This is a genomic window from Oceanococcus atlanticus, assembly GCF_002088235.1.
Classification (GTDB): domain Bacteria; phylum Pseudomonadota; class Gammaproteobacteria; order Nevskiales; family Oceanococcaceae; genus Oceanococcus; species Oceanococcus atlanticus.
This window is the reverse complement of record NZ_AQQV01000003.1, coordinates 39,092-65,347: the sequence shown is the minus strand read 5'-3', so window position 1 is coordinate 65,347 and position 26,256 is coordinate 39,092. Positions and strand designations below refer to the sequence as shown.

Here is a 26,256-nt window from a genome sequence, read left to right as displayed (position 1 = left end):
CTCCGCCCGCGCATTACGCCGCGTTGGCCATGATCTGTTTGAGCGCACACGGCGAGGCCGGGTCGGCACGCTCGATGATCGTTGCCACATCCGTGCCCTGCGGCAAAGCACCGAAGTTGTGCTGACCGTCGCCGTGCAAGCGCGAGGCGCAGAATGCCTCGCTCACAGCTTGCGGTGCATGGCGCACCAGCAGGGCCGCCTGGAAAGCCAGCGCCATACGATCAACCAGGGCGCGGGCACCAAACTGCAGGGCCTGATCATCGCCAGGATCGAGACTGCCGATCTGCGCTTTGAGCGCATCCAGGTAACGGTCGAGATACCCGTTGCCCCCACGCGCCTGCTCGCATTCGCTGATAAAGCTGTGCACCACCGCCGGGCTCTTGCCCATCGCGCGCAGCACATCCAGACACTGCACGTTGCCACTGCCTTCCCAGATCGGGTTGATCACCGCCTCGCGGTACAGCCGCGGGAAGATCGAATTCTCCATCACCCCGCTGCCGCCAATGCATTCCATGATTTCGTAGCTGTGATTGGGCGCGCGCTTGCAGTTCCAGTATTTGCCCACCGCGGTGGCCAGGCGGGCCAGATTGGCCTCGTGCTGATCGCTGGCGCGGCTGTCCAGGGCGCGTGCCATACGCATGGCAAACGCAATCGCCGCTTCATACTCCAAAGCCAGGTCGGCCAGCACATTGCGCATCAACGGTTGATCAATCAGGCGTGCACCGAAAGCGGCGCGTTCACGGCAGTGGTGGATAGCATTGGCCAGACCGGCACGCATCAGGCCAGCCGATGCACCCATGCAGTCGAAGCGGGTCAGGCTGACCATCTCAATGATGGTCGGCACGCCGCGCCCCTCTTCCCCCACCAGCCAGCCGCGTGCGCCACGAAACTCAACCTCGCTGGAGGCATTCGACTTGTTGCCCATCTTGTCTTTCAGGCGAATCACGTTGAGGGCGTTCTTTTCGCCATCCGGCAACCAGCGTGGTACCAGGAAGCACGACACACCGGCGGCCGTGTTGGCCAGCACCAAAAAGGCGTCGCACATGGGCGCCGAGAGAAACCATTTGTGCCCGACCAGGGCATACAGCTGGCCACCACCGCCCTCGCCCAGCGGCGTGGCCGTGGTCGAATTGGCACGCACATCCGAACCGCCTTGCTTTTCGGTCATGCCCATACCAATGGTCGCAGCGCTTTTCTGTTCGACCGGCAGGTTACGCGGGTCATAACCGCGCGCCAGCACTTTGGGCAGCCAGATATCAGCCAGCTCAGGCTGATGGCGCAGACTGGGCACGCTGGCGAAGGTCATGGTAACCGGGCAGCCGTGCCCCGCCTCGACCTGCGAATGCATGAAGGACTTGGCCCCGCGCACCACGTGAGCACCGGCTCTGGGATCGGTCCACGGCGCACTGTGCAAACCGTTGCTTAGGGCGGTATCCATCAGCTGGTGGTACGCCGGGTGATAGCGCACCAGATCAAGACGCCGCCCGAAGCGATCATGGGTGTCCAGCTCGGGGGTGTAGCGGTTGGCGAGATAACCCAGTTCAAGGTACTCGGCCCGGCCGATATGGGCCGCAAAATCATGAATCTGCGTAGCGCCCCAGGCGCCGCCCTCGCGTGCCACGGCCTCGACCAGCGGCGTATCGGTGGTGAACAGGTTGTAGTCGACCAGCTCGGTCGACACATTCTCTACACGATGGGTTTCCCCGAGATGGGCCTGGTTCATGGCTTCAAATCCTGACTGAATGGGGTAATGGGTAAAACATGCCGCTGCGCGCTCATCCTCGGCGGAACGCATCCAGGCCAAAATCGCCGAAGGGCTCATCACGCTGGCGCACCGCCTCCTTGAAGCCCTCACGCATGGCGGTCTGCTGAAAGGCGTGGCCCTCGCGGGTATGGCGGGTGATGCCATCAAACACGGTGCCAAGAATCTGCGTGGTATGCAGCCCCTGCTGGGCCACCGACTGATTGAGCAATAATTTCATCATCATCAGCTGATTCACCGGCATGCGCGCGATGCGCGCAAGCAGGGCTTCGAAGCGCTCATCCAGCTGATCAGGAGGCGCGGACTCGATCGCCAGCCCCCATTGCTGAGCCTGTTTGCCGCTCAGGCAGTCGCCCGTAAACAGCAGGCGCTTGGCCTTCTCCAGGCCGATGCGATGAAACCAGATCGACGTTGTGGGCGAACCCCACACACGCGCTGGCGGATAGCCGATCTTGGCGTCATCAGCGATGACCAGCAGATCGGAACACAGGGCCATATCTGTGCCACCTGCGACACAGAAGCCGTGCACCTTGCAGACCACCGGCTTGTCCGAATGAAACAGGCTCATGAAGCCTTTCACGTTACGGCTCATCATGGCGTAGTCGACCATCGGGTCCCAGGTCGAATCCGGACGATGGTTGTCCATCTGCACCCGCGGATCCAGCGGCGAGCCGACCGAACGCTGCGGATCATCTTCGCCAATGCTCAGGCTTTCGGCGCTCTCAACCAGATCGTAGCCTCCACAAAATCCGGAGCCGTTGCCAGCCAGCGCGATGACATGCACCTGCGGGTCAAGATTGGCCCGCTCAACGCAGGCGGCCAGCTCCTGGGGCAATTGCGCCGTAATACCGTTGCCGCGTTCGGGGCGATTCAGCGTGATCCGGGCAATCCGCCCATCACGCGCGTAGGTCATGGTGGTGAGGGTTTCGCTCATGCGCCAAAATCTCCGTGCCGGCCCAATCCGGCGGTGAATCGACCGGCACCCGCACCGGTTTCGCCCGAGGCCAGCGTGGCGCGGCCATGGCGGGCTTCATTACTCAACGCGTCGTGCTCGTTCAGTCCCCATTGCTCATAGGCACTTTGCCGATCACCACGCATGCATTGCTGTGGGAAAGCCGCCAGTTGCTCGGCCAGCTGACACGCCACATCCAGCGCTTGACCGGTCGGCACCACGCGGTTGGCCAGCCCCATATGAGCGGCCTCCTCGGCCTGCACAGGCCTGCCCGTCAGAATCAAATCCAGCGCATGACTCATGCCGATCAGCCGCGGCAAACGCACCGTGCCGCCATCAATCAGCGGAACCCCAAAGCGGCGGCAGAACACGCCGAAGACTGCACTTTCATCGGCCACCCGCAGATCACACCAGGCAGCGAGTTCCAGCCCACCAGCCACGCAGTAACCACTAACCGCTGCAATAACCGGCTTAGACAGGCTCATACGTGTCGGCCCCATCGGGCCATCCTGGTCTTCGCGGATACGCCGCATCTTTTCTTCATCACCGGCGCTCACCGCCTTGAGATCGGCGCCGGCACAAAAGTGCTCGCCGGCCCCGGTCAGCACCGCCACGCGCAGCTGCTCGTCCTGCTCGAAGCGCACAAAGGCCTCATGCAGCAAACGGGTGGTTTCTCCATCCACGCAGTTGCGTACGCTGGGACGATTGATGGTCACGACGCAGACCGCGCCGTGGGTCTGAAAAAGCACACTGTCTTGCCGGGCTGTGGTCATCGGATAAGCCATATTGCGAGGACCCAGACTGTAGCCTTTGTTACCTTTTCTTTCAATTTAATTATTTATTGTAAATAATCAGGTCGCCTTCGACGCGCTGATTCATCGCCCATGAAACTCACTGCCAAAAAACTCATCCTCGGCCTGATGGTTGCCGACCCCGACCAGGCCATGCCGGTGCAAAGCATCATTCGCGCCTGTGCTCTGTTCCGGATCACAGAAAACAATGTGCGCGTGACCCTGGTGCGCCTGTCGGCCGAGGGCTTGATCGAGTCACGCGGTCGCGGCGCCTATGGGGTTGGTCCACAGGCCCGCAACACGGCTCAGGAGGTGGCGCGCTGGCACAATGCCGAGCAGCGCCTGTGTGACTGGAGCGGCGCGTACATTGCGGTGCACACCGGAATGATGGGACGCAGCGATCGCAAGGCCCTGAACCAACGTGAACGCGCACTCGACATGCTCGGCCTGCGCGAGCTTGAGCGAGGCTTGCATATACGCCCGGACAATCTCAGCGGCGGTGTCGCCGAGGTCCGCCATCGCCTGCACGATCTGGGCGTACCCGACGACGCCACGGTCTTTCTGGCCAGCGCCTTCGAAGCACGCAAGGACGATGCAATCCGTGCACTGTGGGATGGCGATGCGCTTAATCGACGCTATCGCGAGCAGACCCAGCGTCTGAACCAGTGGCTGGCACGCCATGACGAACTTGAACGCGATGTGGCGGCGCGAGAATCCTATCTGGCCGGCGCCGAGGCCATCCGCATGCTGGTGTTTGACCCGTGGTTACCGGAACCGCTGGTCGATGGACCGGCCCGCCACGCCTTTGTGCAGGCCACCGAAGCCATGGACGCCGCGGGCAAAGCAATCTGGCAGGACGTGCTCGATATGGCCCCGGCTCACCCGCTGACCGGCACCGCCTCGGCCTTCAATACGCCACGCAAGCGCTGAGTTCCGCGCGCCCTCGTGGCTCGCTATAGTGCGGCTCAGACGCACAGGAGCAGCCGCATGCCGGAATTCGACTGGCAGCAGGAAAAACAGTGGCAAACAGAGCGCATGGCCAGCGGCGCCCGGCGCAATCACTGGTGGTTACTGGGCATGGCTGCGTTTGTCATCGCCCTGGCCATGCCGGCGACACTGGCGATCCCGCAAGAACTTGGCAAAGGCAACTGGGCCATCCTCAGCGTCCTGCTGTTCCAGCTGATCGGTGCCGGCCTGCTGCTTGCCGCGGGACGTGAATGGCTGGCCTGGCAGCAGTTTGGCGAGGTTCATCTGCATCTGTCGCCCTGGCCTGCGGCCATCGGTGGCGCACTGGCCGGGCATTTTGAGCTGACTCCGCGCCTTCCCGATGCGCACAGCATCACGCTCAGCGTCGAATGCCAACGCCAGCAGCGCGGCCAACGCAGCAACCAGTTGACCACCCAGTGGATGCGCGAACTGCAGCTCCAGCCACTGGCCCCGCACGAGCGCCAGATCTGGTTTCATTTCGAACTGCCCGAGGGCCTGCCCGCGTGCACCCCGCGTGATAGCAGCCACATCAAATGGACACTGACTTTGCGCGTGCACAAAGCCGGCCCGGATCTGGTCCGCCGCTTTGATATTCCGGTTTTCGCCGGCGAAGGCGACAACCCGCTGGCGCGGCGCAGGATGCGCGCCATTGCCCCGCAGCACGACGAGCACATCGCCCGTGATCTGCACGTAACCCGCCGCCACAATGGTCTGAGTCTGACTCAAGCCACCGGTCATGCTTGGAAAACCGCCCTGGGTCTGATGCTGTTCGGCCTGGCCTGCCTCGCCTCCAGCCTGTTCCTGTGGCATGCCGGCGGCCTGGCCGTGGCCGTGTCGCTGATGGTCGGCGGCTGCGCCGCGCTGCTGATCATGCTCGCGCTGTGGCTGTTCGGCTTGCGCCGCGACGTGCTGCTGGCCAACGATTACGTCGCCACGCGCCTGTACTGGATCGGGCTGCCAATCAGCACGCGCCGGGTCGAACGTGATGCTGTCAAAGGCCTGCAGTGGCGGCGCATCGGCAGCGCCACCAGCGGCACACGCAGCACTCTGTACTACGCCCTGCAACTGGGCCTTAAGCAGGCCAAACCACTTGATCTGTGCCGTGGGCTGGCCACGCTTGAATACACCGAAAGTGCTGCCCGCATGCTCAGCCGGGAAACCGGCATTGGCCTGCTCGGGCGGGTCTAACCGGCCCGCTTGCGCACGCTGTCGATACGCTGGCACAAGGCATCGGCACCCACCAGTATGCGCGGTGTATGACGTTGCAGCAGCGCCGCATCAATGCTCACCAGCTGGCCATCGCGCACCGCCCGAATCTGTGTCCATGGCGCCCAGAAGCGACGCAGATCCGCCACGGCATCGCTGTTCACAATCAGCTGAGGGTTACGTGCCAGCACCGATTCCACGCTGATCTTGGGCGCCAGCGCAGCAGAATCGGCGAACACGTTGCGCCCGCCACACAGCTCGATCACGGCGCTGATCAGGTGATCGCCATTGATGGTCTGCAGCGGGTCATGCCAGACCTGATAAAACACCTCGACCGGCGTGACATCGCGATACCGCGCTTGCAAGGCCGCGTAGCGCGCGAGAACGTCAGCCGCGATGTGCTCCGCAGCCTGCTCACGCCCGCTCAGCGCGCCCAGATCACGCAGCGTCTTGGCCACGCTGTCGAGCCCACGTGGCTCCGAGGCATAGACCTGCAAACCCAGCCCCTGCAGGCGACGCATCGCACCCTGGCCGTTGCCACTGGCCCACAACAAGACCAGATCAGGTTTGAGTGCCAGCACGGCCTCGCTGGAAAACGCTTTGAAATTGCCAATACGCGGAATCGTCTTGGCGGCCGCCGGGTAATCGGCCCACTCCACCGTGCCGACCACGCGCTCGCCCGCGCCTATGGCATAGAGGTTTTCCACCAGGTGCGGCGCCAGCGCCACAATGCGCTGGGCCGGCGCATCCAGCGTCACGGTCTCGCCCAGATCGTCGACCACCCGAATCCCCGATCCGGCCCATGCGGACAGGCTGAACCACAGCCCGGCGCACACCAGCCACAAGCGAAAAATCCCGTCAGTCTGCATACACCAGCACCGTGCGTCCGCTCACCGGGTGGGTCATGACATCAACCTCGCAGCCAAACACCTCGGCCACACGTTGCGCGTTCAGCACCTCATGCGCCGGCCCCTGAGCCACTAGCTTGCCGTGATCCAGGCAAAGCACTCGATCAGCGTAAGCCGCCGCCAGATTCAGATCGTGGACCACGGCGACCACGCCAAACCCGTCGCCGGCCTGTTCAACCCGCGCCTTGAGCAGGCGCATCAACTGGCGCTGATGGGCCAGATCCAGCGCCGCCGTGGGCTCGTCCAGCAGCAGCAGACGCGGCGCGTCATCCTCCGCCTCCCACACCTGAGCGAGCACACGGGCGAGCTGCACGCGCTGCCGTTCTCCGCCGGATAAACGGGTGTACAAGGCGTCGCCAAGTTCAGCCACGTCCATGGCTTTAAGCGCCGCCTGAACGATGGCGGCATCGCGCAGCGCGCCACTGGCATGTGGAGTGCGCGCCAGGGCCACAACCTCGGCAGCGGTAAAAGCAAAGCTCAGTTGCGAATGCTGAGGCAGCACGGCCAGATGCCGGGCCAGCCAGCGTGCGTCGCGCGGCGGCCAGCGCGGCGTGGTACGTCGACCACAATGCAGCGGCAGATCCGCCGCCAGCGCCGCAAGCAGGCTGGATTTACCCGCGCCGTTCGGCCCCACCAACATGCACAGCTCGCCACCACGAATACTGGCGCTGATCTGGTGCAGCACCTCTCGCGCTCCGGCGCGCACGCCAGCCTGCTGCAGCTCGATCACCGCGCTCATCTTGGCACGCCCGGCGCGTTGCGCAGCATCCATACAAATACGGGTGCGCCAAGCAAGGCGGTGACGATGCCGGTAGGCATTTCCGCCGGCGACACCAGTACCCGCGCCAGCGTGTCGGCAACCAGCAAAAGAACACCACCACCGAGCAGCGTGGCCGGCAACAAACGACGATGATCCGGGCCCACCCAGAGGCGCAACATGTGCGGCACCACCAGCCCGACAAAGGCAATCACCCCGGCCAAGGCCACTGACGCGGCCACGCTCAAGGCGACCAATATGACCAAGCGGCGCTTGACCTGCTCCACCGCGACACCCAGATGACGCGCCTCGGACTCCCCGAGCAGAAACGCATTGAGGGTCTGCGCATGCAGCGGCAGGACCAGCATCAGGGGTAGCAGCAGGACCGCAGCAAATCCGACCCGGGCCCAGTTGGCGCCATCCAGACCACCCATTTGCCACAGGCTCATGCGCCGCAGCATGTCGTCGTCTACGAAGTAATCCAGCGTGCTGTTGATGGCACCCGCCAGCGCGGTGATGGCGATACCGGCCAGCAGCATGGTCATCACCGATGTACCTGTGCTGCGGGTGGCCAGCATATACACCAAAGCGCTGGCTGCCAGGCCACCGGCGAACGCGCCGGCGGCCACCACCGACAAACCCAACCATTGCGCATACGCCCCGGCCGAGGCACCAAACACGATCGCCAGACTGGCCCCCAGCGAGGCCCCGCTGGTCACCCCGATGATGGATGGATCGGCCAGCGGATTGCGAAACAGGCCTTGCATGACCGCACCGGACAAGGCCAGCACCGCACCGACGACGAACGTCAGCGCGGTGCGTGGCGCGCGCAGCTCCCACAGCACCACGACCGGATCAGGTCCGCTCGTTGCCCTGCCGGCCAAGGCCGCCAGCACATCGCCGGGCGAGATGCCAGCCGGCCCGGTGAGCAGGCTGGCGATCGCGGCCAGCGCACTGGCCAACGCCAGCACGCCGAGCGCCAGCGGCGCCGACCTACGCATAGACTGCCTCGGGCAGCGCTTTACTGAATGAAGTCAATGTTGGTGGGAATCAGCACGGTGTCGACACGTTCAACCAGTATCGTGTCATCGCTGTCCAGAATGGTCACGCCCGGTGCGCTCGCATCCAGTTGAGCAACCCACAGACGCCCGCGCGAATCCAGTGCGATATCACCCAGATTGAGGTCGGCCAGAGCGGCCACCGGGGCGCCTTCGTAGCCCAACTCACCGCTTTGCGGATCGATCGCATAGACGCTGGTGGAGCCGAATCCGGTGCTCGCGGTGAAGTAGGCACGACCACCGCCAGCCACCGTCAGCCCCTGAAACTGACCATAGGGCGCAGCACTTTGGTCGCCGTCATCCAGAATCACCTCGACCGTGTAGTCCAGGCTGTCGATCGCAACAATGCCGCCGTCGTAGACCGGCGCGAAGTTCTCGTCATAGCCGCCCACGGCAATGGCCAGCACCTCGCCATTGTCCGGATTGCGGCTCAGGCCGGTGACGTTACGCACGCCCAGATCGATACCCAGCAGGGTCTGATCCGAGCCGGCCACACGCGTGTCGACTTCCTCATCCGTGGTGGTATCGATCACGGCAACGTAGGACGAGCGCGTGGCGGAGAAGAATTCCAGACGCTGCATACCGACGTACAGAAGATCCCCATCGAGCAGGGCTGTGGCCATTTCCGGCACACCGTCGGCGTCATAGTGAGACAGATCGATTTCGCCGATCTTGAAAGCCGCCTCGCTTGCCGCCGAGGGATTCACGATCCACATCTTGCCGCTGCCGTAACGCAGGACATAGGCCTTGCTGTCGCTGACCTCGATGATGCTGTACGGATTGCTCTGGCTGTCTTCGTCCGCGCTTTCGGTTGAGTAGGTGTAAATCGGCGTGGTCGGGTCATCCACCGAATAACGGCTGACGGTGTTGGTGCCAAACTTGAGCAAGCGATAGAAATGGCCCGCGCCACCAACGACGGTGACGTCCGAACTGGAGGAACCATCCAGCTCGTTGCTGGCAACAATGGGCAGATCCAGGTTGAGTACGCTGTGCGCGCCGGCGTCATAACCTGCGGTGCGCGTACCAATCACAGCACCGCTGTCGACCGGCTCGCCCGCGCCGTTGTTGTCGCTGCCACACGCAGCCAGAATCACGGCGCTGACGGCCAGCAGATAATGTCGTTTCATTCTCTTTCTCCTCAATCGAAAGTGGTTTTGAAGCTCAGGTGATAGCTGCGCCCGGGGCGCGGAAAGCCGTTGAACTGGGCGTGGGTCTGATCCAGCACATTGCGCACTTCCAGTCCAAGGCCCACGCCACCTGCATCAACATGCAAGCCGCTGGAATGCAGGCGTGTTGTCGGCGCTTTCAGCAAATTGCTGGTGTCGTAGTACTGTTCGCCCTCGAACAGAAACTCGTGGAACAGGCGCCAGCGACCGGGCAACCCGCTTGCAGGCAGGCCTTGATTGATGCGCGCATAGCCCTGCCAACGTGCCCGTCCTGGTAGCTGGCGTCCCTGCGCCGCGCGCACCTCGGTGCGATCCTCGCTTTCCAGCCAGGTGAAGTTGACGCTCAGATCGGTCAGCGCTGAGACATGCCAGTCGGTTTCCACTTCCAGGCCGTAGATCACAGCCCGGTCGGTGTTGACGGCGCGGCCGACCCCGCGCGCGTCGTAGACAAAGCTGATGGCATTGCGCAGGTCCTGTGCGAACACCGCACCGCGCACGCTCAGGCGCTCGGCCTGACAGGCCAGCCCCGCATCCAGCAGAGTCAGGGATTCGGGTTTCAGCGCGGGGTTGCCGGTGATATAGCCGCGATCGCCATAGCGCTCGACAAAGCCCGGCGCCCGCTGGCGGTAGGCCACATGACCAAGTGGCGCGCACCATGCGCCGGCACGCTGATAACGCCAGGCCAGCTGGGGTTCGAAGAACAGTTCGTCCTGACTGCGGCTGCGCGGGTCCTGATCGGCCACATCATCGCGCAGCGCGTTGACATGCAAACTGGCATCCAGCGCCAAAGCCTGACGCGGTCGGGCATGCCACACACCGGCCAGAGTGAGCTGATGACGCCTGACCCGGCGCGCCGCCTGCGGTGCAGTGGCATCCAGACTGTGATAGTCGTGCCAGGCGGCCTGTCCGAACCAGCCAAAATGAGTGCCATCATCCCCGCTGCTCAAAGCCAGGCGGCGACTGCGCATACGCAAATCCTGATCACCCAGACCGATGCGACTGCCGGGGTCGGCGTAGTGTTCACGCAGGTGCTGCCATTGCAGGGCCACGTAGGCTTCGTCCGCCGTGCGCCAGCGCAGATTGGCCAGACTCAGATCGGTTCCAAGCGTGGTGCCGGGGTCACTGGAATTGACCCGATCTGGCAGCGCCTGGTCTTGCGAAAAGCCGTACACCAGTGCATCCATACCGGCATCACCCCAAGCCCAACTGTGCCTCAACAGGCCAAAATGCTGATCACGCCCGGCATGCGCGCGTGGTTCTTCGGCCAGGCGCTGCGGATCAGCCGGGTCGAATGGCTTGTACGGATTGCGGATGGGGAAATTGTTGTCGGACATCTCGCGCCCGAGGCTAAGAAGACCGCCGCGCCAACCGCCCAGCACCGCGCCACGCCAGGTCGCAAAACTACCGTAGCCGGCCTGCACCCCGCTGACAGCCTGCTCAGGCGGACGCAAATCAATGGCCCCGGCCCCACTGGCGCCCAGAGCCAACGGCGCACCACCACGGTAGATATCCGCCCGCCCGACCACTGCGGTGGGAAAAAGGGCCAGATTGATCGCCTGACCACCGGCCAGTTCCAGCGGAATACCATCGAACAGCACCTGAACGTGGCGTGCCGCGCTACCGCGCAAGCTCGCTTCAGCGTATGCGCCCAGACCTCCGCTGCTGCGAACCTGCACACCGGCCGCTGGCGCCAGCAACTCCGACAGTTCGCGGGTACGATCCTGGCTGTTGGCAATGCGTGTCACCGCATGGGTGCTCTGCACGCCCTGGCTCTGCACCGTCACCACCGGCAGACGCACGGCATCTTCGGCCGTCGCTTGCGCGACCACCGCAGTGTTCAAAACAAGAAGAAATAACCAGCGCCTCACACCCGAGCCCCATGCCTGAATCAGCTTCAGCAAAGGGGGGCCGGGGAAGCGACGAGTCAGGCGATGCCCAGGCGACGACTTCCACGATCACAGCCCTCCGCTGAATCGATGAACACATCCAGGCTGGTATCGGGCTTGAAGTCGGGCTTCCTACCGTTGCGGGGGCAGCGCCGGATTGCTCACCGAAGTTATCGGTGCCTCACCGGACTTCCCATTTCAGTCGACCCAACACTGCTTTATCGGGCCAACACCGTGGATGTCGGCCGGCAGAATACGCCATGCGGCCAATGCGGGGCAATCCAATCAGGATTTGGCGGGTTTTCGCGTGCTTTTCTTGGTCTTGGGCACAGGCTCGGAAAACGCGTCTTTGAGCGCCTTGGGCAGCGCCCACTTGTGCTTTCGTGCCCAGGCCACGAAAGCCGCCAGCTTGACCGGCGTATCCAGATGCGGCTGTTTGACCGCGCGCACCGCCAACCCCGTCTTGCTGTCAGCAAGCGCAGCGATCAACCCGGACTGGCGCTTGGCCATGCTGGCCAGCCAGTCGGGGTCACCCTGCCCGCCCATCGGCAATTCTGAGTCCGCTGCATGCAGCACCATGAAACTGTCCACGCCCAGCGTGTCCGGCTCCACATCCACACTCAAGGCCAGACACTGCCAAGCCGGCAGCTGGCGCAGGGTAAGCCAGCGCGTCCAGTCCGGCGGCGTGGCCCCGCTGCTCACTCGTCAACCTTGGCAGCTGGCTTGCGTCGCCGGCTGCGCCGCACCGGCTTGCTGGTTGCGGCCGGCTGTTCAGCCGCCCGCTCCGGCATCTGGAAATCGAAATGCCCCATGCCTTCCGCGCGCATCTTGCGACGCAGGATGTTGAAGGGCTCGAAATTGACGAAATTCGGCAAACTCATCAGCTTTCCAACTCCAGAATCTTGGCCATTTTGGACTGTATGTCGGTCCGAATACGGAATTCCACCCGCTGTGACCGGGCGAAATCTTCCGTGCCATCGGGCTTGTAGATCAGCTTGGACGAGGACAGACCGTTGGCGGTGAGATGCTTGCGCAACCACGGCAAATAGTTGCCCAGCCGCGGGTTGTCGAGCATCACGTAGCGCAGCACGCTGCGCGAACGCTCGTAGGACAGATCCATGTTCTTGAGGTAGGCATCCAGCGGCGAAGCCGGGTTGCTGCGATTCCAGAAGCTTGAGGTGTGCCCCTCGATACGCAGCTCCTCGATGCTGTCGCCGAAGCCGTCCTGGGTAATGACCTTGAGATAGCGTGGAAAGAAGTCATTGAGGATGTCGCGAAACTCATCGGTGATGGTCGATGAGCCCACCGCAAACAGCACCTCCGGCTCATTGAAGCGCACGGTTAAGTCATCCTCGATCTCGGCGTTCCATTTGGGCAGATCAGCGCCGAACTCCAGCATCAGCTCGTGGTACAGCTCGTCACGCTTCTTGTCGTACAGCACCGCCACTTCCTTGACGCTGTCGACATTCATCTGCGCGCCTTTGAGCTTGGTCTGCAGACTTTCCACGGTTTGCTTCCAGGCCTGCTCATGGGCCGCGCTTTCCTCCTGCTGGGTCAGCATGAAATACAGCATGAGCAGGAAAAACAGGATCAAGGCGCCGCCGAGCAAATCGGCGGCCGAGATCCAGTGGTCGTCACGCCCGCTGGCATCCAGGGTGTCGTCGCTCAACATGACTTACATCTCCCGGGCTATGCCAACCACTTCGCGCAGGCGATTGGTCAGCGGGGTGTAATCCTCGACAAACTTCTCCGACAGCGCGGCAAGCTGCTGGCCAAAGGTGGTCAGGGCACGCTTGAGTTCATCGTCCATGGCGTGATCGACACGGATCACCTGCTCCTCGATGCGCTCGGCGATATCGGACAGATGGCGATTCATGTCGCTGTTGCCGGCAACAATCCGCTCCTCGATGTTTTCCAGCGACTTGCTGGTCTCATCGACGATATGTGCGAAACGCTTGAGATGGTTCTCGATCTGCACACGCTGTGAATCGATGCCACCAAGCAATGCCGAGATGTTGCGCGACACGTCGATGAAGATTTCCGACTTGGAGGCGATCTCGTCGAAGCGCCGCGTGGCGGTGTCCATGTTCTTGGTGCTGCGCGACTGCATGGCCACCATGTCGTCGAGCTGGGTGCGGTAGGTTTCCATCCACTCGATCAGCTCGCTGATCGCATGGTTGAAGCCGCCGATCTTTTCCCAGAACTGGCCGGAGAACTGGGTATTGAACTGCTTGATCAGTTCCTCCAGCACATCCATGAGGCCCTTGGGGCTGTAGTCGACCTGACGCTGGGTGTTCTCCTCCAGCGCTTTGTGAATGGCGCTGAGCTGCTTCTTGGTGTCGTCGTGAGCATTGCGCATTTCGTCCACGATGCCATCACGGGCACCATCCGGGCCAACGATGGCCATGCGCAGATCATCCACCGCATCCGCCACCGTGGTGGCCAGGTTGTTAACGTCGCCGGACAGCCCGCCACCCATTTCGCCGAGCGCCCCGACCATGCCGTCGGACAGCTCGCCGAGGCCGGTATTGACGTTGTCGAGCCGCTCGATCAAGGCCGCAGCATCCTCGCCCATCGCGCCGCGCAGAGCCTCGCTGGTCCGGGCCAGGGCCTTGGCCAGCTCCATCTGCCCCTGCTGCAGCTGTTTGCCCAGCTCGGCGGTGACCGTGCGGGCGGCCCCGTCCGGACCGACCAGCGCATCGCGGATATCGGTCACCGCTGTGGTGACCTGGGCCGCCATCGCATCGCGGTTGTTCTGCATCGCTTCGGCCAGGGCCTGATTGTTGGCGCCCAGCACGTCGGCCAGCTTGTCGCCCAGCGCTTCGGAGCCACTGCGCAGGTTCTCCATACGCTCAAGCAGTGCGGCATTGTCGCCACCCAACGCCGTTTGCAGGGATTCGATCGCCTTGGCCACGCCGGACATCTGAGTGGCGGTCTTTTCGCTGCTGGACGTGAGCCCGGCATTGAGCGCGGCGAGGTCTTTCTCGATGCCACCACGCAGTCCTTCGGACACACGCGCCAGGGCCTTGGCCAGCTCCAGCTGGCCGCCTTGCATGGTGCTCTTGAGCTCCGCTGCGGCGCCATCCGGGCCGACCAGGGCATCGCGAATCTCGCTCACCGCCGTGGTGATCTGGGCGGCCATGGCATCGCGGTTGTTCTGCATCACTTCGGCCAGGGCCTGATTGTTCGCGCCCAGCACATCGGCCAGCTTGTCGCCGAGCGCTTCGGAGCCGCTGCGCAGCGTGTCCATCCGCTCGAGCAGCGCGGCGTTGTCGCCACCCAAAGCGCTCTGCAGGGTATGAATGGCTTTGGCCACATCGGACATCTGGGCGGCGGTTATTTCGCTGCCCGCCGCAAGGCCTGCATTGAGCTTGGCGAGGTCCTTTTCGACCTGCCCACGCAAGCTCTGCGAAACCTGTGCCAGCGCGCCCGCCAGGTCAGCCTGCCCGCTCTGCAGCGCGGCCTTGAGGCCGGCCGCGGCGCCATCCGGACCAACCAGCGCATCGCGAATTTCACTGACCGCCGTGGTGATCTGAGCGGCCATGGCATCACGGTTGTTCTGCAGAGCCTCGGCCAGGGCCTGATTGTTGGCGCCCAGCACATCGGCCAGTTTGTCGCCGAGTGTTTCGGAACCGCTGCGCAAGGCATCCATGCGCTGCAGCAGCTGCGCACTGTCCTCGCCCATCGCGCCTTGCAGGGTTTCTATCGCTCGCGCCACCGCCTGCATTTGCTCGGTACTGCGCTCGGCATTTTCAGTCAGGCTGTCACGCAAACTGCTCGCGTCGCGCTCGGCTGCCTCACGCAAGGCGCCGGACATTTTCTGCACGCTGTCGGCCAGGCTCTGAGCATTGTCAGCCACGGCCTCGTTGAGTCGCTCACCCAAAGCATCCGAGCCACTGCGCAGACGATCCAGCTGCTCAATCAGCTGGCCGGTGTCTTCGCCCATCGCCCCCCGCAAGCCTTGAATCGCCTCACCCACTGCACGCATCTGTTCGGCAGTGGATTCGCTGTGACGTTGCGCCTGTCCGTCCAGACGCTCACCCAGTCCGGCCTCCAGCGCACTGGTGGCGGCGGCGAGTTTGTCAAAGCCGGCGCCGGACGCGCTGTCCATGGCCTTGAGCTGATCAAGCAAAGCCTGATCGCGTTGCTCTGAGGCATCCAGCGCGGCGGCCACCGCATCGACCGAAGATTTAAGTGTTTCGGCTTGACTGCGCGCCTGATCGCGCGATTCGGCCTGAATGTCACGCAAAGACGCCAGCAGCGGTGATTTCTTGTCGTCCGTCAGGCTCGCTTCAACGCCACGCATGGCCGCGATCAGATCCTTGAGACTGACCTTCTCGCCACCCTCGGCAGTGCGGAACAGGAACAGATGCCTGAACTTGACCAAGATACCGCCAAGGATGCCAGCCACCGAGGTCCAGAAGGCCAGCTTGATCCCACCAAACAGGTAGGTAACGCTGCTCGCCACATTGGCCGGATCAAAACCGGCCAAACCGATGGTGATACCCAGAAACGTCCCGAATATACCCAGACTTGTCAGTATGGATGGCGCATTCAGCGCCACACCGGGCCGGCGGCTGACCAAGGCATAAGCAGTCATGACGGCAATCACGCCGATGATGCCCCAGGTCAGGTAAAGAGTCGTCGTGTGTTCCATTCACTCGCACCTTCGAATACAGAAACCAAATCCCATTCCCCGGTGCTCGCTTTATGCGGCTAAAGCCTTATTTCCTGCAATGCTGTAATCAGGTGGCGAGCTCACCCCGACATAAACTAATCGGAACTACGTTGCAGGACCGTTAAATCTACACCTTCTGTTTGCAAAAGGGTTGACAAGCGCAAAAGAAATTGGTGCCCAAACGGCATGTCACGGCCTGCAATATTCATGCGCGGATAACCTGGCGGGTAATTGACGATATGACCTCGTAGCACCGAAGCTCGCCACAGCTCCTTGTCTTCAACCCCATTATGAGCACAGCACAATCTTTCCAGGCCCAGACCAGCACGCATTACCGGGTTCCGTTACAGGTGTATCGCGGTACACCGCAGCGGCGCGAGATCACCTTGGTCATACTGCCGGCGCTCGGCATCGCAGCAAAGTTTTATGCCCGCATTGCTCAGGCCCTGGCAGAACAGGGTTTGGATGTGGTTGTCATGGAGCAGCGCGGCCACGGAGAAAGCGCCTGGCGCCCTTCTCGCCAGTGTGACTATGGCTTTCGGGAATGGCTGCGCGACGATATCCCCGCCACCCTCGACTGGGCCTGGCACCACCTGCCGGGTGAGCGTCGTTTTTTACTGGGTCACAGCCTGGGTGGACATTTGGGCGCGATGGCTTGCGGTCTTTACCCCGAGCGTGTCAACGGACTGATTCTGAGCGCCTGCGCGTCACCATGGCCACCGGCCTATTCGACACCCATGCGCATGAAGCTGGCCGTGCTTGCGGCTGCGGTGAAATTCAGCGGACCGACGCTGGGCTACTACCCCGGCTCCGTACTTGGCTTCGGTGGCCGCGAAGCCCGAACCTTGATGCGCGACTGGTACCACATGCTGCGCGCAAACCGCTATGCCGCCCAGGGCGTCGCCCATGATCTGGACAACGCGGTAAACCAATACGCCGGCCAGGTGCTAAGCCTGCGCTACGCGGATGACGACTTGGCACCCGAAGCGGCCACGCGCGCCGTGACCGACAAGTTCGGTGATGCTGAGCTCACTTACCAGCTGATCCGCTCCGATCACTACACACGCCCCGCCGACCATTACCAATGGGCGCGCGAACCTCAACCCACAGTCGAGGCCATCAAACAATGGATAGCGCGGGCGTGAACCACCTGATCTCGGGCGTATTGATCGCCGTCGGACTCATACATCTGGCGCCTGCACTCGGTGTACTGGGCCCAGAGCGCTTGCGCCAACTCTATGAAGTCAGCGTCCATGACCCCGATATGCTTCTGCTCATGCGTCACCGAGCGGTGTTGTTCGGCATCCTGGGCGCTGTTCTGACCCTGGCGGCATGGCACCGCGAGCTGCAACCTTTAGCCTTGCTGGCCGGCATCTTGAGCACCGGTTCTTTCATTCTGCTGGCAGGCGGCGAGGCGTACAATGCAGCAATCCGCCGCGTCATCTTGATTGACTGGTTGGCGCTGGGCGGGTTGCTCGCCGCATCCCTGCTCTGGTTATGGCGGCGATACGGCATGTAACCATTCCAGGAGCCACGATGCTGCAGCCAGAAGCCTACGGACCGCAAGGTCATCCCGACTATCACATGTCCTTGCAGGAGCTCAGCCAGATCCTGCCCACCCTGCCCAAAGACGACCGCGATCAAGGCTGGGTCAGCTTGATAGTGCGCCGACTTGCCGATGGCCATCGCGAAAAGCCCGAGCGAGCCCATCTCAGCGTAGAGCAAGGCTTAGCCGGTGATGGTTGGGACCGGCGTCCTCCGCGCGACCCGGAGGCCCAGCTGGCGGTCATTCGCCGTCAGGTCGCAGAACTCATTGCCAATGGCCAGGACCTTGAGCTGTTCGGCGACAATTTGTTCGTTGACCTTGATATCAGTGCCGCCAACCTCACACTCGGCACCCGTTTGATGGTGGGGGATGCATTGGTCGAAGTCACTGCAAAACCGCACAACGGGTGTGCCAAATTCAATCAACGCTTTGGCGCAGACGCCCTGCGCTTCGTCAACCAAACGGTGACACGCGAACAGAATCTGCGTGGTATTTACTGGCGTGTCATCGAATCCGGCGAGGTCTGGATTGGTGCGCCCATTCGCGTAATTTCACGCGGCAGCCTGTGATTCGACGCGGTTGACGTAAGCGCAACGCGATCCGCGTCACAGTCAGAACTCACGTTTTTCCCACGCATGACTATTTAAGCTGCGAAATTTTATCCGCTGGTCTACACTTTAGCCCTATAACTACCATGACTTTGGGCGGAAAGAACTTGCGTTCTTAGAACTCACACGACACCTCAAAAGGACTTACTCATGCGCGAATCCAAAAAACTACGGAATGCCCTGTTGATGGCGCTGGCTGCGGCCGCCATCGCGGGCTGTCAGGCCAATGGCGGCGGCACTGGTGGCGCAGGCTCCGGCGGCATCCCCACCCAGGATGACGGCGACGACGGCATTCCGGGAACCGATGACGACAACGGCGGCTTCGGCCCCAATGATGGCCGCGTGGCCACCAGCGTTTTCGTTGACACCGACGATGACGGCGAAGCTGATGCACTGGTCGAGGAAGGCAAAGGCTTTGTTTGCACCGGCACGACGTCTGGCGCCACCACCGAAGTGGGTGCGAACGGTCTGGTTGGCGGTCTGGTAGGCGGCCTGCTGGGCGCACTGGGTGGCGGCTCGCTGACCACGCTGACCAACAGCGTAACCAGCGCCAATGACGCCATCGATGCCAACCTTGGCACCGCTGCGGTGTTCACCACCACCCTGGGCGGCTTGGCTGGTGTGCTCGATTCAGTCGAGCTCAATGCTTTGCTGCCGGGCGCACAGAACGGTTACGCCGTCTACGCCCTGAGCTTCCCGGGTGGCACCCTGGATCTGTCCTTGCTGGACCAGGTCGCGATCACCACCTACCTGAATGATGAAGAGCAGGAAACCGCTCTGCTGAGCAGCACCGCAATCGACCTGCTGGGCTTTGGTGTTGCGGGCGGCGAGCCGGTGTACTTCGGTCTGCAGTCGACCAAGCCGTTCGATCGCGTTGCCCTGAGTGTGGCGTCACAGCTGCTTTCGGTGAACGTTGGTGAGCAACTGCACGCTCATGAACTGTGCCTGGGCGGCACCTTCTTCGATCCGCCCAACGCAACGCCGGAACCGACTCCGGAGCCCACGCCTGAGCCGACCCCAGAACCGGCCTGAATCTAACAGGCAACTGACACAGCCGATGCCGGTTTCCGGCATCGGCTTTTTTGTGCCCGGATGTTTCAGCGTCGCCGAAACAGCGGATAGAAGATCAGCACGTACCACGGATCCGCGCCACCTTCTTGCGGCATGCCAAAACGCGCGGGGTAACGCCGGGTAATCCGTGCACTGCCAAACAAAACATCCCAGAAAAACAGCAAGTTGCCGTAATTGCCGTTGTAGTGGCCGATCCCGTCATCGGCGCTGTAGGCGTGATGGGCAAAGTGCGTGGCCGGGGTCGAGATGCTGCGTTCGATCAACCAGGCCAAGGGGTGAAGGGCACGATAGCGGTACAGTGGTGCATCCCAGCGCAGTTCGCTGTGGGCGCCCATGGTGATCACCAGCTTGCTCAGGTAATACCAGAAGTACACTTCGCCAAAGCCGAGGTAAACCAGTATGCCGGCCAGCCACAGGTTGGGCAGCAGCAAATCATAGAAAAAACCGTTGCGCCAGATGATGCGCACACCCATATAGGGTGGCGTGTGGTGGAATTTGTGCAGCGGCCACATCCAGTGGAAGGTGTGGCAGGCGCGGTGCCACCAGTACTGCACCATGTCCTCGAAAATGAGAAAAGCCAGCAACTGCCAATACCAGGACACGCCGGACCAGGCGCCAGCGTGGTTGGGCAGCAGCCACATTTCGATGGCCGCGCTGCCGTAAACAATCAGCGGCCCGACCAGAAACGTGGCCTGCGAGAATGCGGCCAGGTCCAGCCAGCTTTCGCGCGGCGCAATCCCGCGCCATGGAAAACGCCGTAAAACCAGTTCAAGCAGAACGAAGCTGCCCAGCACAGCGGCGATAACAGGCACTTGCTCGGTCATTGCAACAACACCCGCACGGTCAGCCCATAGGTCACCGGATCAGCCGGCACCGCACCATAATCGCCCACCCCGTACAAGGGATACACGGTGGCAATATAGTCGTCATCGAGCAGATTCCGCGCCCACAGCGAGACATCCCAGGCGCGGTCGGCCGCACGCAGGCCAAGACGCAGATTGACCACATCATAGGCCTCGATGTAGCTCGCGCGACCGTGCTCCACGGTGCCCCAGTAGCCGCTGCGGTACATGTAATCAAGCCCGGTATAGGCGTCGAAGCCGCGCTCGAAAGCGAAACGGTATTGCCCGCCCAGCACCACACTCCAACGTGGCGCGTTGTAAAGATCCTCACCGGACAGATCTTTGTCGTTCTCACGCGTGTCCTCGTTCGGCGCATTGGGAAACACGCTGGTCACCGCCCGGCTGTAAGCCACACCGCCACGCATGACCAATCCCTCGGCCAGATACCCGTAACCTTCAAGCTCCGCCCCTTGCAGCCTGACGCGCCCGACATTGAGCAAATTGATCTGCCGCGGATTCGGTAGCAGGGTCGGCTCGTTGTCGAAGGTCAGCGCCTGATAATCCTTGATGTCGGTGTGATAGGCAGTCAACGACAGAGAAGCCAGCTTCTTGAACAGATACGACTTCACGCCCAGTTCGAAGGATGTGGCTTGCTCCGGACGGAATGTCGGATCCACCGATTCACCGGTGAAACCGAGATTGATGCCACCACCCTTGTAGCCGCGCGCCGCTGACGCAAACAGCGTTGTGTCGGGCCAGGGTTTGTAGGACAGCGATACTTTGCCGGAGAAATCGCCCTCGTCGTAATCGGTGGCGCGCTGATATTCGCCCCCCGCGATGTCATCCAGAATGCCGGTCCAGCCCCCGGTTGGCAGCTGTGTACCCGCGGCCGTTTCAATGATATTGATCAGCGGCTCGGCAATCTCCAATACCGGCGCCGCCAGGTTGAGCAAAGGGTCAGGCGCAGCAAGCACCGTCGCATCCGGGTCGCCACCATAGCGACTCCGATCGACAAACGAATCCTTGACCTCATAGGTGTAGCGCAGCCCCAGCGACAGATCCCAGCGTTCCGCGATATGCCAATCGGCGGACGCGAACGCCGCCATGGAATCCGTGGTCTGGAAGTAATCCGTATCAACGGTGGTGCCATCCAGGGTTTCCGGCGGAATCACCGCGTACAGCAAAGGCCCGGTGTTGGATTCCGTGGCAAAGCTCAAGCCATTTTCACGCAACAAGCCGCCGAACACCCAGCCGACCATGTCATCACCAATCACCACCCGCTCCAGCCCGTCCAGGCGCTGGCGGATGTAGAACAGACCGATCACCGTATCCAGCGCTTCAAAGCTTGAGCTCAGGCGCACCTCCTGGCTGAACTGCTGATGATCGTTCTCGGTGCTGGTGCTGGCCAGATGCAGCGAGGTGGCATCGTCATTGGTGGGTAGAAAATACCAGCTGCGCCAGGCACTCAGGCTGGTCAGCCGGTGCTGACCGCCGATATCCCAGTTGAACTCGGCCGACACGGCATGCTGACGCATGTCCGAACGCGTCGGCGTATCGGAGTCGGTCATCCGTTGAGCGGGGTCGGTGCCAACGCGGTTGTATTCCATGTAAGCATCACGCTGCACCACCGCGTTTCGCACCGGCCCGGTCAGCGGATAGGCGCAGCAATCCTCGTGGTTGGATGCGAACTCGGCAATCAAGCGGCCACTGAAATCGGGATCCGGCGTCCACAGCAGCTGACCGCGAAAGCCGTGTTTGTCACGGGCATTGATGGTGCTGTCATTGAAGATGTTGTGAATGGTCCCTTCGCGCTCGCTCATATAGCCGGTCAAACGCCCGCTCAGCACCCCATCGATCAGGCTGTCATTTACGGCGCCACGCAGCTGTCGGCTGCGCAGGTTGCCCATGCCGACTTCAAGCTTGGCCTCGTAATAATCGACCGGAAGACGGGTCACGATGTTGAGCGCACCGGCCGTGGTGTTCTTGCCGAACAAGGTGCCCTGCGGCCCGCGCAGGACCTCGACCCGTTCGAGATCGATCAGATCGAAGATCGACAGGCCCTGACGGCCCAGATACACGCCATCCAGAAAAAGCCCCACGCTGCTTTCGATGCCATCGTTGGCCGAAGTCGAGCCCAGACCACGTATGGTGTAGCTGGTCAGCCGGGCATTGGGCATGGACACAACCATGCCGGGCACCCGCTCCTGGATGTCGGTGGCCAGGGTGAGGCCGGCCTCGCCCAGCGCATCACCATCCAGTACGGTCATGGAGACCGGCACATCCAGACTGCGTTCCTCGCGCCGCCGCGCGGTGACCACCACATCACCGAGCACCTCGGGGGCCTTGGACACCGCCGGCGGACTGTGCTGCGGCAACTCGATGGATTCAATCCCGTCGTGGTTTTGGCCTTGGTTTTCAGCCTCGCCCCAAGCCCCCCACGACGCCAGCATGGCTGTCCCCAACAGCCACTGGCGCATGCGCTTCCCTTGCAAAATCACTCCTCTGGCCCGTTTTGTGCTTTGATCTGTTGCAGGCCTTTACATCAGTTATGGTAGGGCATTTGCACACAACGGAACCCGTCCGCATGAGTGAACACCAGCCGGTCAAATCGCTGCTCGTCGCCAACCGCGGTGAGATCGCCATCCGCGTGATGCGCGGCGCTGCCGAAATGGGCATTCGCACGGTGGCCATCTACGCACACGAGGACCGCTTCTCGCTGCACCGCTTCAAAGCCGACGAAAGCTATCCGGTCGGTGCCGGCGCAAAGCCCATTGCGGCGTATCTGGACATTCCCGACATCATTCGCATTGCCCGCGATGCCGGTGTGGATGCGATCCATCCGGGCTACGGCTTTCTGTCGGAAAACCCCAATTTCGCCGAAGCCTGCGCCGAGGCCGGCATCCGCTTCATCGGCCCCAGCCCTGAGGTGCTGCGTACTCTGGGCGATAAGGTCTCGGCCCGGCGTGCGGCCGAAAATGCCGATGTACCGGTGCTGCCGGCCAGCCAGGCCCTGCCCGACGACATCGAAGCCTGCAAAGCGATACTCGCCGAGATCGGCTATCCGGTAATGCTCAAGGCCAGCTGGGGCGGCGGCGGGCGCGGCATGCGGGTGATCGAAAGCGAGGCCGAGCTGGAAGCCCAGCTGACCTCGGCGCGCAGCGAATCCAAAGCCGCCTTCGGCAACGATGAAACCTATGCCGAGAAGCTGATCCGCAATGCCCGGCACGTTGAAGTGCAGGTCCTCGGCGACCAGCACGGCGAGCTGGTCCACCTGTTCGAGCGTGACTGCTCGGTGCAGCGGCGCCACCAGAAAGTGGTGGAACGTGCCCCGGCACCCTACTTCAATGACCAGCAACGCGAAGACCTGTGCCAGACCGCACTGCGCCTGTGCCGCAGCGTTGGCTACTCCCACGCCGGCACGGTGGAATTCCTGCTTGATGCCGACACCGGCGCCTACTACTTCATCGAGGTCAATCCGCGCATCCAGGTCGAGCACACGGTGACCGAGGAAGTGACCGGCGTCGACATCGTCAAGGCACAGATCAAGGTCGCCAGCGGGCACAGGATCGGCGATCCGGGACTGCCGCGCCAGGATCAGATCCGCCTCGACGGTCATGCCCTGCAGTGTCGCGTGACAACCGAAGATCCGGAAAATGGTTTCACCCCCGATCATGGCCGCTTGATCGCCTACCGCAGCCCCAACGGCTTCGGCATACGCCTGGACGGCGGCACCTCGTATTCCGGCGCGGTCATCACCCCGTTCTACGATTCCATGCTGGTCAAGGTCACCGCCTGGGCGCCGACCCAGGAAGAAGCCATCGCACGCATGGACCGCTGCCTGCGTGAATTCCGCATTCGCGGCCTGGCCACCAATCTGCAATTTCTGGAAAACGTAATCGGCCACCCCAAGTTTGCCGACGCCAGCTACACCACGCGTTTCATCGATTCCACGCCGGAGCTGTTCCAGTTCACCCCGCGACGCGACCGCGCAACCAAGCTGCTGCGCTTCATCGGGGACATCGTGGTCAACGGCAGCCCGGAAATGAAAGACCGCCAGCCGCCGACCCGACCGCTGCCACAACCGCGCCTGCCGGCCACCGATCTGACCAGCCCTGCCCCCAGTGGCACCCGCGACGTGCTGCGCGAGCTCGGCCCGGACGGTTTTGCCGACTGGATGAAGGCGCAGCCACGCACGCTGCTCACCGATACCACCCTACGCGATGCTCATCAGAGCTTGTTCGCCACACGCATGCGCAGCCGCGACATGCTGGCAATTGCACCGCACTACGCACGCCTGCTGCCCGGGCTGTTTTCGCTGGAATGCTGGGGCGGCGCCACCTTTGACGTAGCCATGCGCTTCCTCAAGGAAGACCCCTGGGAACGTCTCGCCCGCCTGCGCGAAGAGATCCCCAACATCCCGTTCCAGATGCTGCTGCGCTCGGCCAACGCGGTGGGCTACACCAACTACGCCGACAACGTGGTGCAGTACTTCATCCGCCAGGCCGCGCACAACGGCATCGACATCTTCCGCATCTTCGACTGCCTCAACAATGTGGATGACATGCGCCTGGCCATTGATGCGGTGCGCGAGGCCGGCGGCGTGGCCGAAGCCGCCATCTGCTACACCGGCGATCTGTTCGACCCGAGCCGGCCCAAGTACAACCTCGACTACTACCTCAGGCTGGCCCACACCCTGCAGGAGGCCGGCGCCCACGTGCTCGGCATCAAGGACATGGCCGGGGTGTGCCGACCACGCGCGGCACATGCTCTGGTCACCGCGCTGAAGCAGGAAATCGATCTGCCCATCCATTTCCACACCCACGACACCAGCGGGATTGCCGCAGCCAGCGTGCTGGCCGCCATCGATGCCGGCTGCGATGCGGTAGATGGCGCCCTGGATGCGATGTCCGGGCTGACCTCCCAGCCCAATCTGGGCAGCATCGCCGCGGCCCTGCAGCACGCCGACAAAGCGCCTGATGTGGATCTTGCAGCGATGCGTCAGCTGTCGGATTACTGGGAGGATGTGCGCAAGGTCTACGCCCCGTTCGAGAGCGATATCCGCAGTGGCACGGCCGATGTCTACCAGCACGAAATGCCGGGCGGGCAATACACCAATCTGCGTGAACAGGCTCGCGCCATGGGCCTGGGCCCGCGCTGGCCCGAAGTCTCCCGCGCTTACGCCACGGTCAATCGTCTGTTTGGCGATATCGTCAAAGTGACCCCTTCCTCCAAGGTGGTGGGTGACCTGGCCCTGTCCATGGTGGCCAACAACTGGAACGAACAGGACATCCTGGATCCCGAACGTGATATCGATTTCCCCGAATCCGTGATCTCGCTGTTCCGTGGCGAACTCGGCACCCCGCCTGACGGCTGGCCCGGCGCCCTGCAGGCCAAGGTCCTCAAGGGCAGCGCACCGATTGACGGGCGCCCCGGCGCGCACATCCCGGCGGTTGATCTGGATGACGCGCGCGAGCAACTGAGCAAAAGTCTGGAACGCGAAATCAGCGACACCGATCTGGCCTCCTGGCTGATGTACCCCAAGGTGTTCGAGGAATTCGTCAAACACCGCAAACGCTACGGCGACGTCAGCACCCTGCCGACCGAAACCTTTTTCTACGGTCTCGACGAGAACGAGGAAATCAGCGTCGACATCGACAAGGGCAAACGCCTGATCATCCGCCTGCAGAGCATGGCCTTCCACGAAGAGGACGGTGTGACTCGCCTGTTCTACGAGCTCAACGGCCAATCGCGGGTAATCCGGGTGGAAAACCAGCACGCCCAGGGCAGCGTCGGCAAGGCCAAGGCCAACCCCGACAATGAGGCCGAAATCGGCGCCCCCATGGCCGGCATGGTGGTGCGCGTGGCGGTCAAAAATGGCGATGCCGTGCGCAAGGGCGAGGCACTGATCACGCTGGAAGCGATGAAAATGGAAACCGTGATTGCCGCACCGCGTGATGGCACGGTGGCCGATATCACGGTGACGGCAGGCAACAGCGTGGACATGCACGATCTGCTGCTGCGCTTAAGCGACTAGCCAG

Annotated in this window: 21 protein-coding genes and 1 riboswitch; of the genes, 7 read left to right on the top strand and 14 right to left on the bottom strand. The window is 62.5% G+C overall.

From position 1 onward, the window contains the following. Positions 1-13: 13 nt before the first annotated feature. The 3 genes from ATO7_RS11260 to ATO7_RS11250 are packed head-to-tail and all read right to left on the bottom strand — an operon-like array spanning position 14 to position 3,487. Positions 14-1,723: an acyl-CoA dehydrogenase family protein gene (locus tag ATO7_RS11260; RefSeq protein ID WP_083562832.1), complete on the bottom strand. Its 1,710-nt coding sequence runs from the start codon at positions 1,721-1,723 to the stop codon at positions 14-16. A 52-nt stretch (positions 1,724-1,775) separates the two neighbouring features. Further along, positions 1,776-2,696, bottom strand: a complete 921-nt coding sequence (locus ATO7_RS11255; RefSeq protein WP_083561890.1) for a crotonase/enoyl-CoA hydratase family protein — start codon at positions 2,694-2,696, stop codon at positions 1,776-1,778. Next, on the bottom strand, positions 2,693-3,487 hold the full coding sequence (locus tag ATO7_RS11250) for a crotonase/enoyl-CoA hydratase family protein (protein WP_083562830.1): 795 nt from the start codon (positions 3,485-3,487) through the stop codon (positions 2,693-2,695). The genes ATO7_RS11255 and ATO7_RS11250 overlap by 4 nt, the downstream gene beginning before the upstream one ends. Positions 3,488-3,598: 111 nt before the next feature. On the opposite strand from ATO7_RS11250, the gene ATO7_RS11245 reads away from it, so the two are divergent. Together ATO7_RS11245 and ATO7_RS11240 are read left to right on the top strand one after the other, a co-directional pair. Further along, on the top strand, positions 3,599-4,435 hold the full coding sequence (locus ATO7_RS11245; RefSeq protein ID WP_083561889.1) for a PaaX family transcriptional regulator C-terminal domain-containing protein: 837 nt from the start codon (positions 3,599-3,601) through the stop codon (positions 4,433-4,435). A 57-nt stretch (positions 4,436-4,492) separates the two neighbouring features. Further along, positions 4,493-5,680: a hypothetical protein gene (locus ATO7_RS11240; protein WP_083561888.1), complete on the top strand. Its 1,188-nt coding sequence runs from the start codon at positions 4,493-4,495 to the stop codon at positions 5,678-5,680. Here ATO7_RS11240 and ATO7_RS11235 read toward each other — a convergent pair. The 9 genes from ATO7_RS11235 to ATO7_RS11195 form a co-directional block, all read right to left on the bottom strand. After that, positions 5,677-6,567 (bottom strand): cobalamin-binding protein, encoded by an 891-nt coding sequence (locus tag ATO7_RS11235; RefSeq protein ID WP_083561887.1) that lies wholly within the window; start codon positions 6,565-6,567, stop codon positions 5,677-5,679. The genes ATO7_RS11240 and ATO7_RS11235 overlap by 4 nt on opposite strands. After that, a complete protein-coding gene (locus ATO7_RS11230) occupies positions 6,557-7,378 on the bottom strand; it encodes a heme ABC transporter ATP-binding protein (RefSeq protein ID WP_083561886.1) in 822 nt (273 codons plus the stop codon). Before ATO7_RS11230 ends, ATO7_RS11235 begins: the two co-directional genes overlap by 11 nt. After that, positions 7,342-8,364 (bottom strand): FecCD family ABC transporter permease, encoded by a 1,023-nt coding sequence (locus ATO7_RS11225; protein ID WP_083561885.1) that lies wholly within the window; start codon positions 8,362-8,364, stop codon positions 7,342-7,344. Before ATO7_RS11225 ends, ATO7_RS11230 begins: the two co-directional genes overlap by 37 nt. A gap of 20 nt (positions 8,365-8,384) precedes the next feature. Then, the gene (locus tag ATO7_RS11220) at positions 8,385-9,548 is read right to left on the bottom strand and encodes an NHL repeat-containing protein (protein ID WP_083561884.1); all 1,164 of its coding nucleotides are present in this window, start codon (positions 9,546-9,548) and stop codon (positions 8,385-8,387) included. A gap of 11 nt (positions 9,549-9,559) precedes the next feature. Continuing rightward, entirely contained in the window at positions 9,560-11,428 is a 1,869-nt protein-coding gene (locus ATO7_RS11215; protein WP_158523171.1) for a TonB-dependent receptor plug domain-containing protein, read from the bottom strand. Between the two features lie 131 nt (positions 11,429-11,559). Then, positions 11,560-11,726: riboswitch (cobalamin riboswitch) on the bottom strand. Between the two features lie 32 nt (positions 11,727-11,758). Beyond that, positions 11,759-12,175 (bottom strand): hypothetical protein, encoded by a 417-nt coding sequence (locus ATO7_RS11210; RefSeq protein WP_083561882.1) that lies wholly within the window; start codon positions 12,173-12,175, stop codon positions 11,759-11,761. After that, a complete protein-coding gene (locus ATO7_RS11205; protein WP_083561881.1) occupies positions 12,172-12,354 on the bottom strand; it encodes a hypothetical protein in 183 nt (60 codons plus the stop codon). The genes ATO7_RS11210 and ATO7_RS11205 overlap by 4 nt, the downstream gene beginning before the upstream one ends. Beyond that, entirely contained in the window at positions 12,354-13,145 is a 792-nt protein-coding gene (locus ATO7_RS11200) for an OmpA family protein (RefSeq protein WP_083561880.1), read from the bottom strand. Before ATO7_RS11200 ends, ATO7_RS11205 begins: the two co-directional genes overlap by 1 nt. Positions 13,146-13,148: 3 nt before the next feature. Then, positions 13,149-16,130: a hypothetical protein gene (locus tag ATO7_RS11195; RefSeq protein ID WP_083561879.1), complete on the bottom strand. Its 2,982-nt coding sequence runs from the start codon at positions 16,128-16,130 to the stop codon at positions 13,149-13,151. 311 nt (positions 16,131-16,441) lie between these two features. Between ATO7_RS11195 and ATO7_RS11190 the strand changes: the two genes are divergently transcribed. From ATO7_RS11190 to ATO7_RS11175, 4 genes are all read left to right on the top strand, one after another. Then, positions 16,442-17,296 carry an alpha/beta hydrolase family protein gene (locus tag ATO7_RS11190; protein ID WP_083561878.1) on the top strand — a complete coding sequence of 285 codons (855 nt, stop codon included), beginning with the start codon at positions 16,442-16,444 and terminating at the stop codon, positions 17,294-17,296. Next, positions 17,293-17,670, top strand: coding sequence for a hypothetical protein (locus tag ATO7_RS11185; RefSeq protein ID WP_083562828.1), 378 nt, complete (start codon positions 17,293-17,295; stop codon positions 17,668-17,670). Before ATO7_RS11190 ends, ATO7_RS11185 begins: the two co-directional genes overlap by 4 nt. A 17-nt stretch (positions 17,671-17,687) precedes the next feature. After that, positions 17,688-18,266 carry an MOSC domain-containing protein gene (locus ATO7_RS11180; protein ID WP_083561877.1) on the top strand — a complete coding sequence of 193 codons (579 nt, stop codon included), beginning with the start codon at positions 17,688-17,690 and terminating at the stop codon, positions 18,264-18,266. A gap of 189 nt (positions 18,267-18,455) precedes the next feature. After that, positions 18,456-19,337 (top strand): hypothetical protein, encoded by an 882-nt coding sequence (locus ATO7_RS11175; protein ID WP_083561876.1) that lies wholly within the window; start codon positions 18,456-18,458, stop codon positions 19,335-19,337. Between the two features lie 65 nt (positions 19,338-19,402). Here the strand turns inward: ATO7_RS11175 and ATO7_RS11170 are convergent, their stop codons facing one another. Both ATO7_RS11170 and ATO7_RS11165 read right to left on the bottom strand, forming a co-directional pair. Further along, positions 19,403-20,200, bottom strand: a complete 798-nt coding sequence (locus tag ATO7_RS11170) for a sterol desaturase family protein (protein ID WP_083561875.1) — start codon at positions 20,198-20,200, stop codon at positions 19,403-19,405. After that, a complete protein-coding gene (locus ATO7_RS11165; RefSeq protein ID WP_083561874.1) occupies positions 20,197-22,695 on the bottom strand; it encodes a TonB-dependent receptor in 2,499 nt (832 codons plus the stop codon). Before ATO7_RS11165 ends, ATO7_RS11170 begins: the two co-directional genes overlap by 4 nt. Positions 22,696-22,802: 107 nt before the next feature. Between ATO7_RS11165 and ATO7_RS11160 the strand changes: the two genes are divergently transcribed. After that, complete coding sequence (locus tag ATO7_RS11160; RefSeq protein ID WP_083561873.1) at positions 22,803-26,252, top strand: pyruvate carboxylase; 3,450 nt, start codon at positions 22,803-22,805, stop codon at positions 26,250-26,252. Positions 26,253-26,256: the final 4 nt, after the last annotated feature.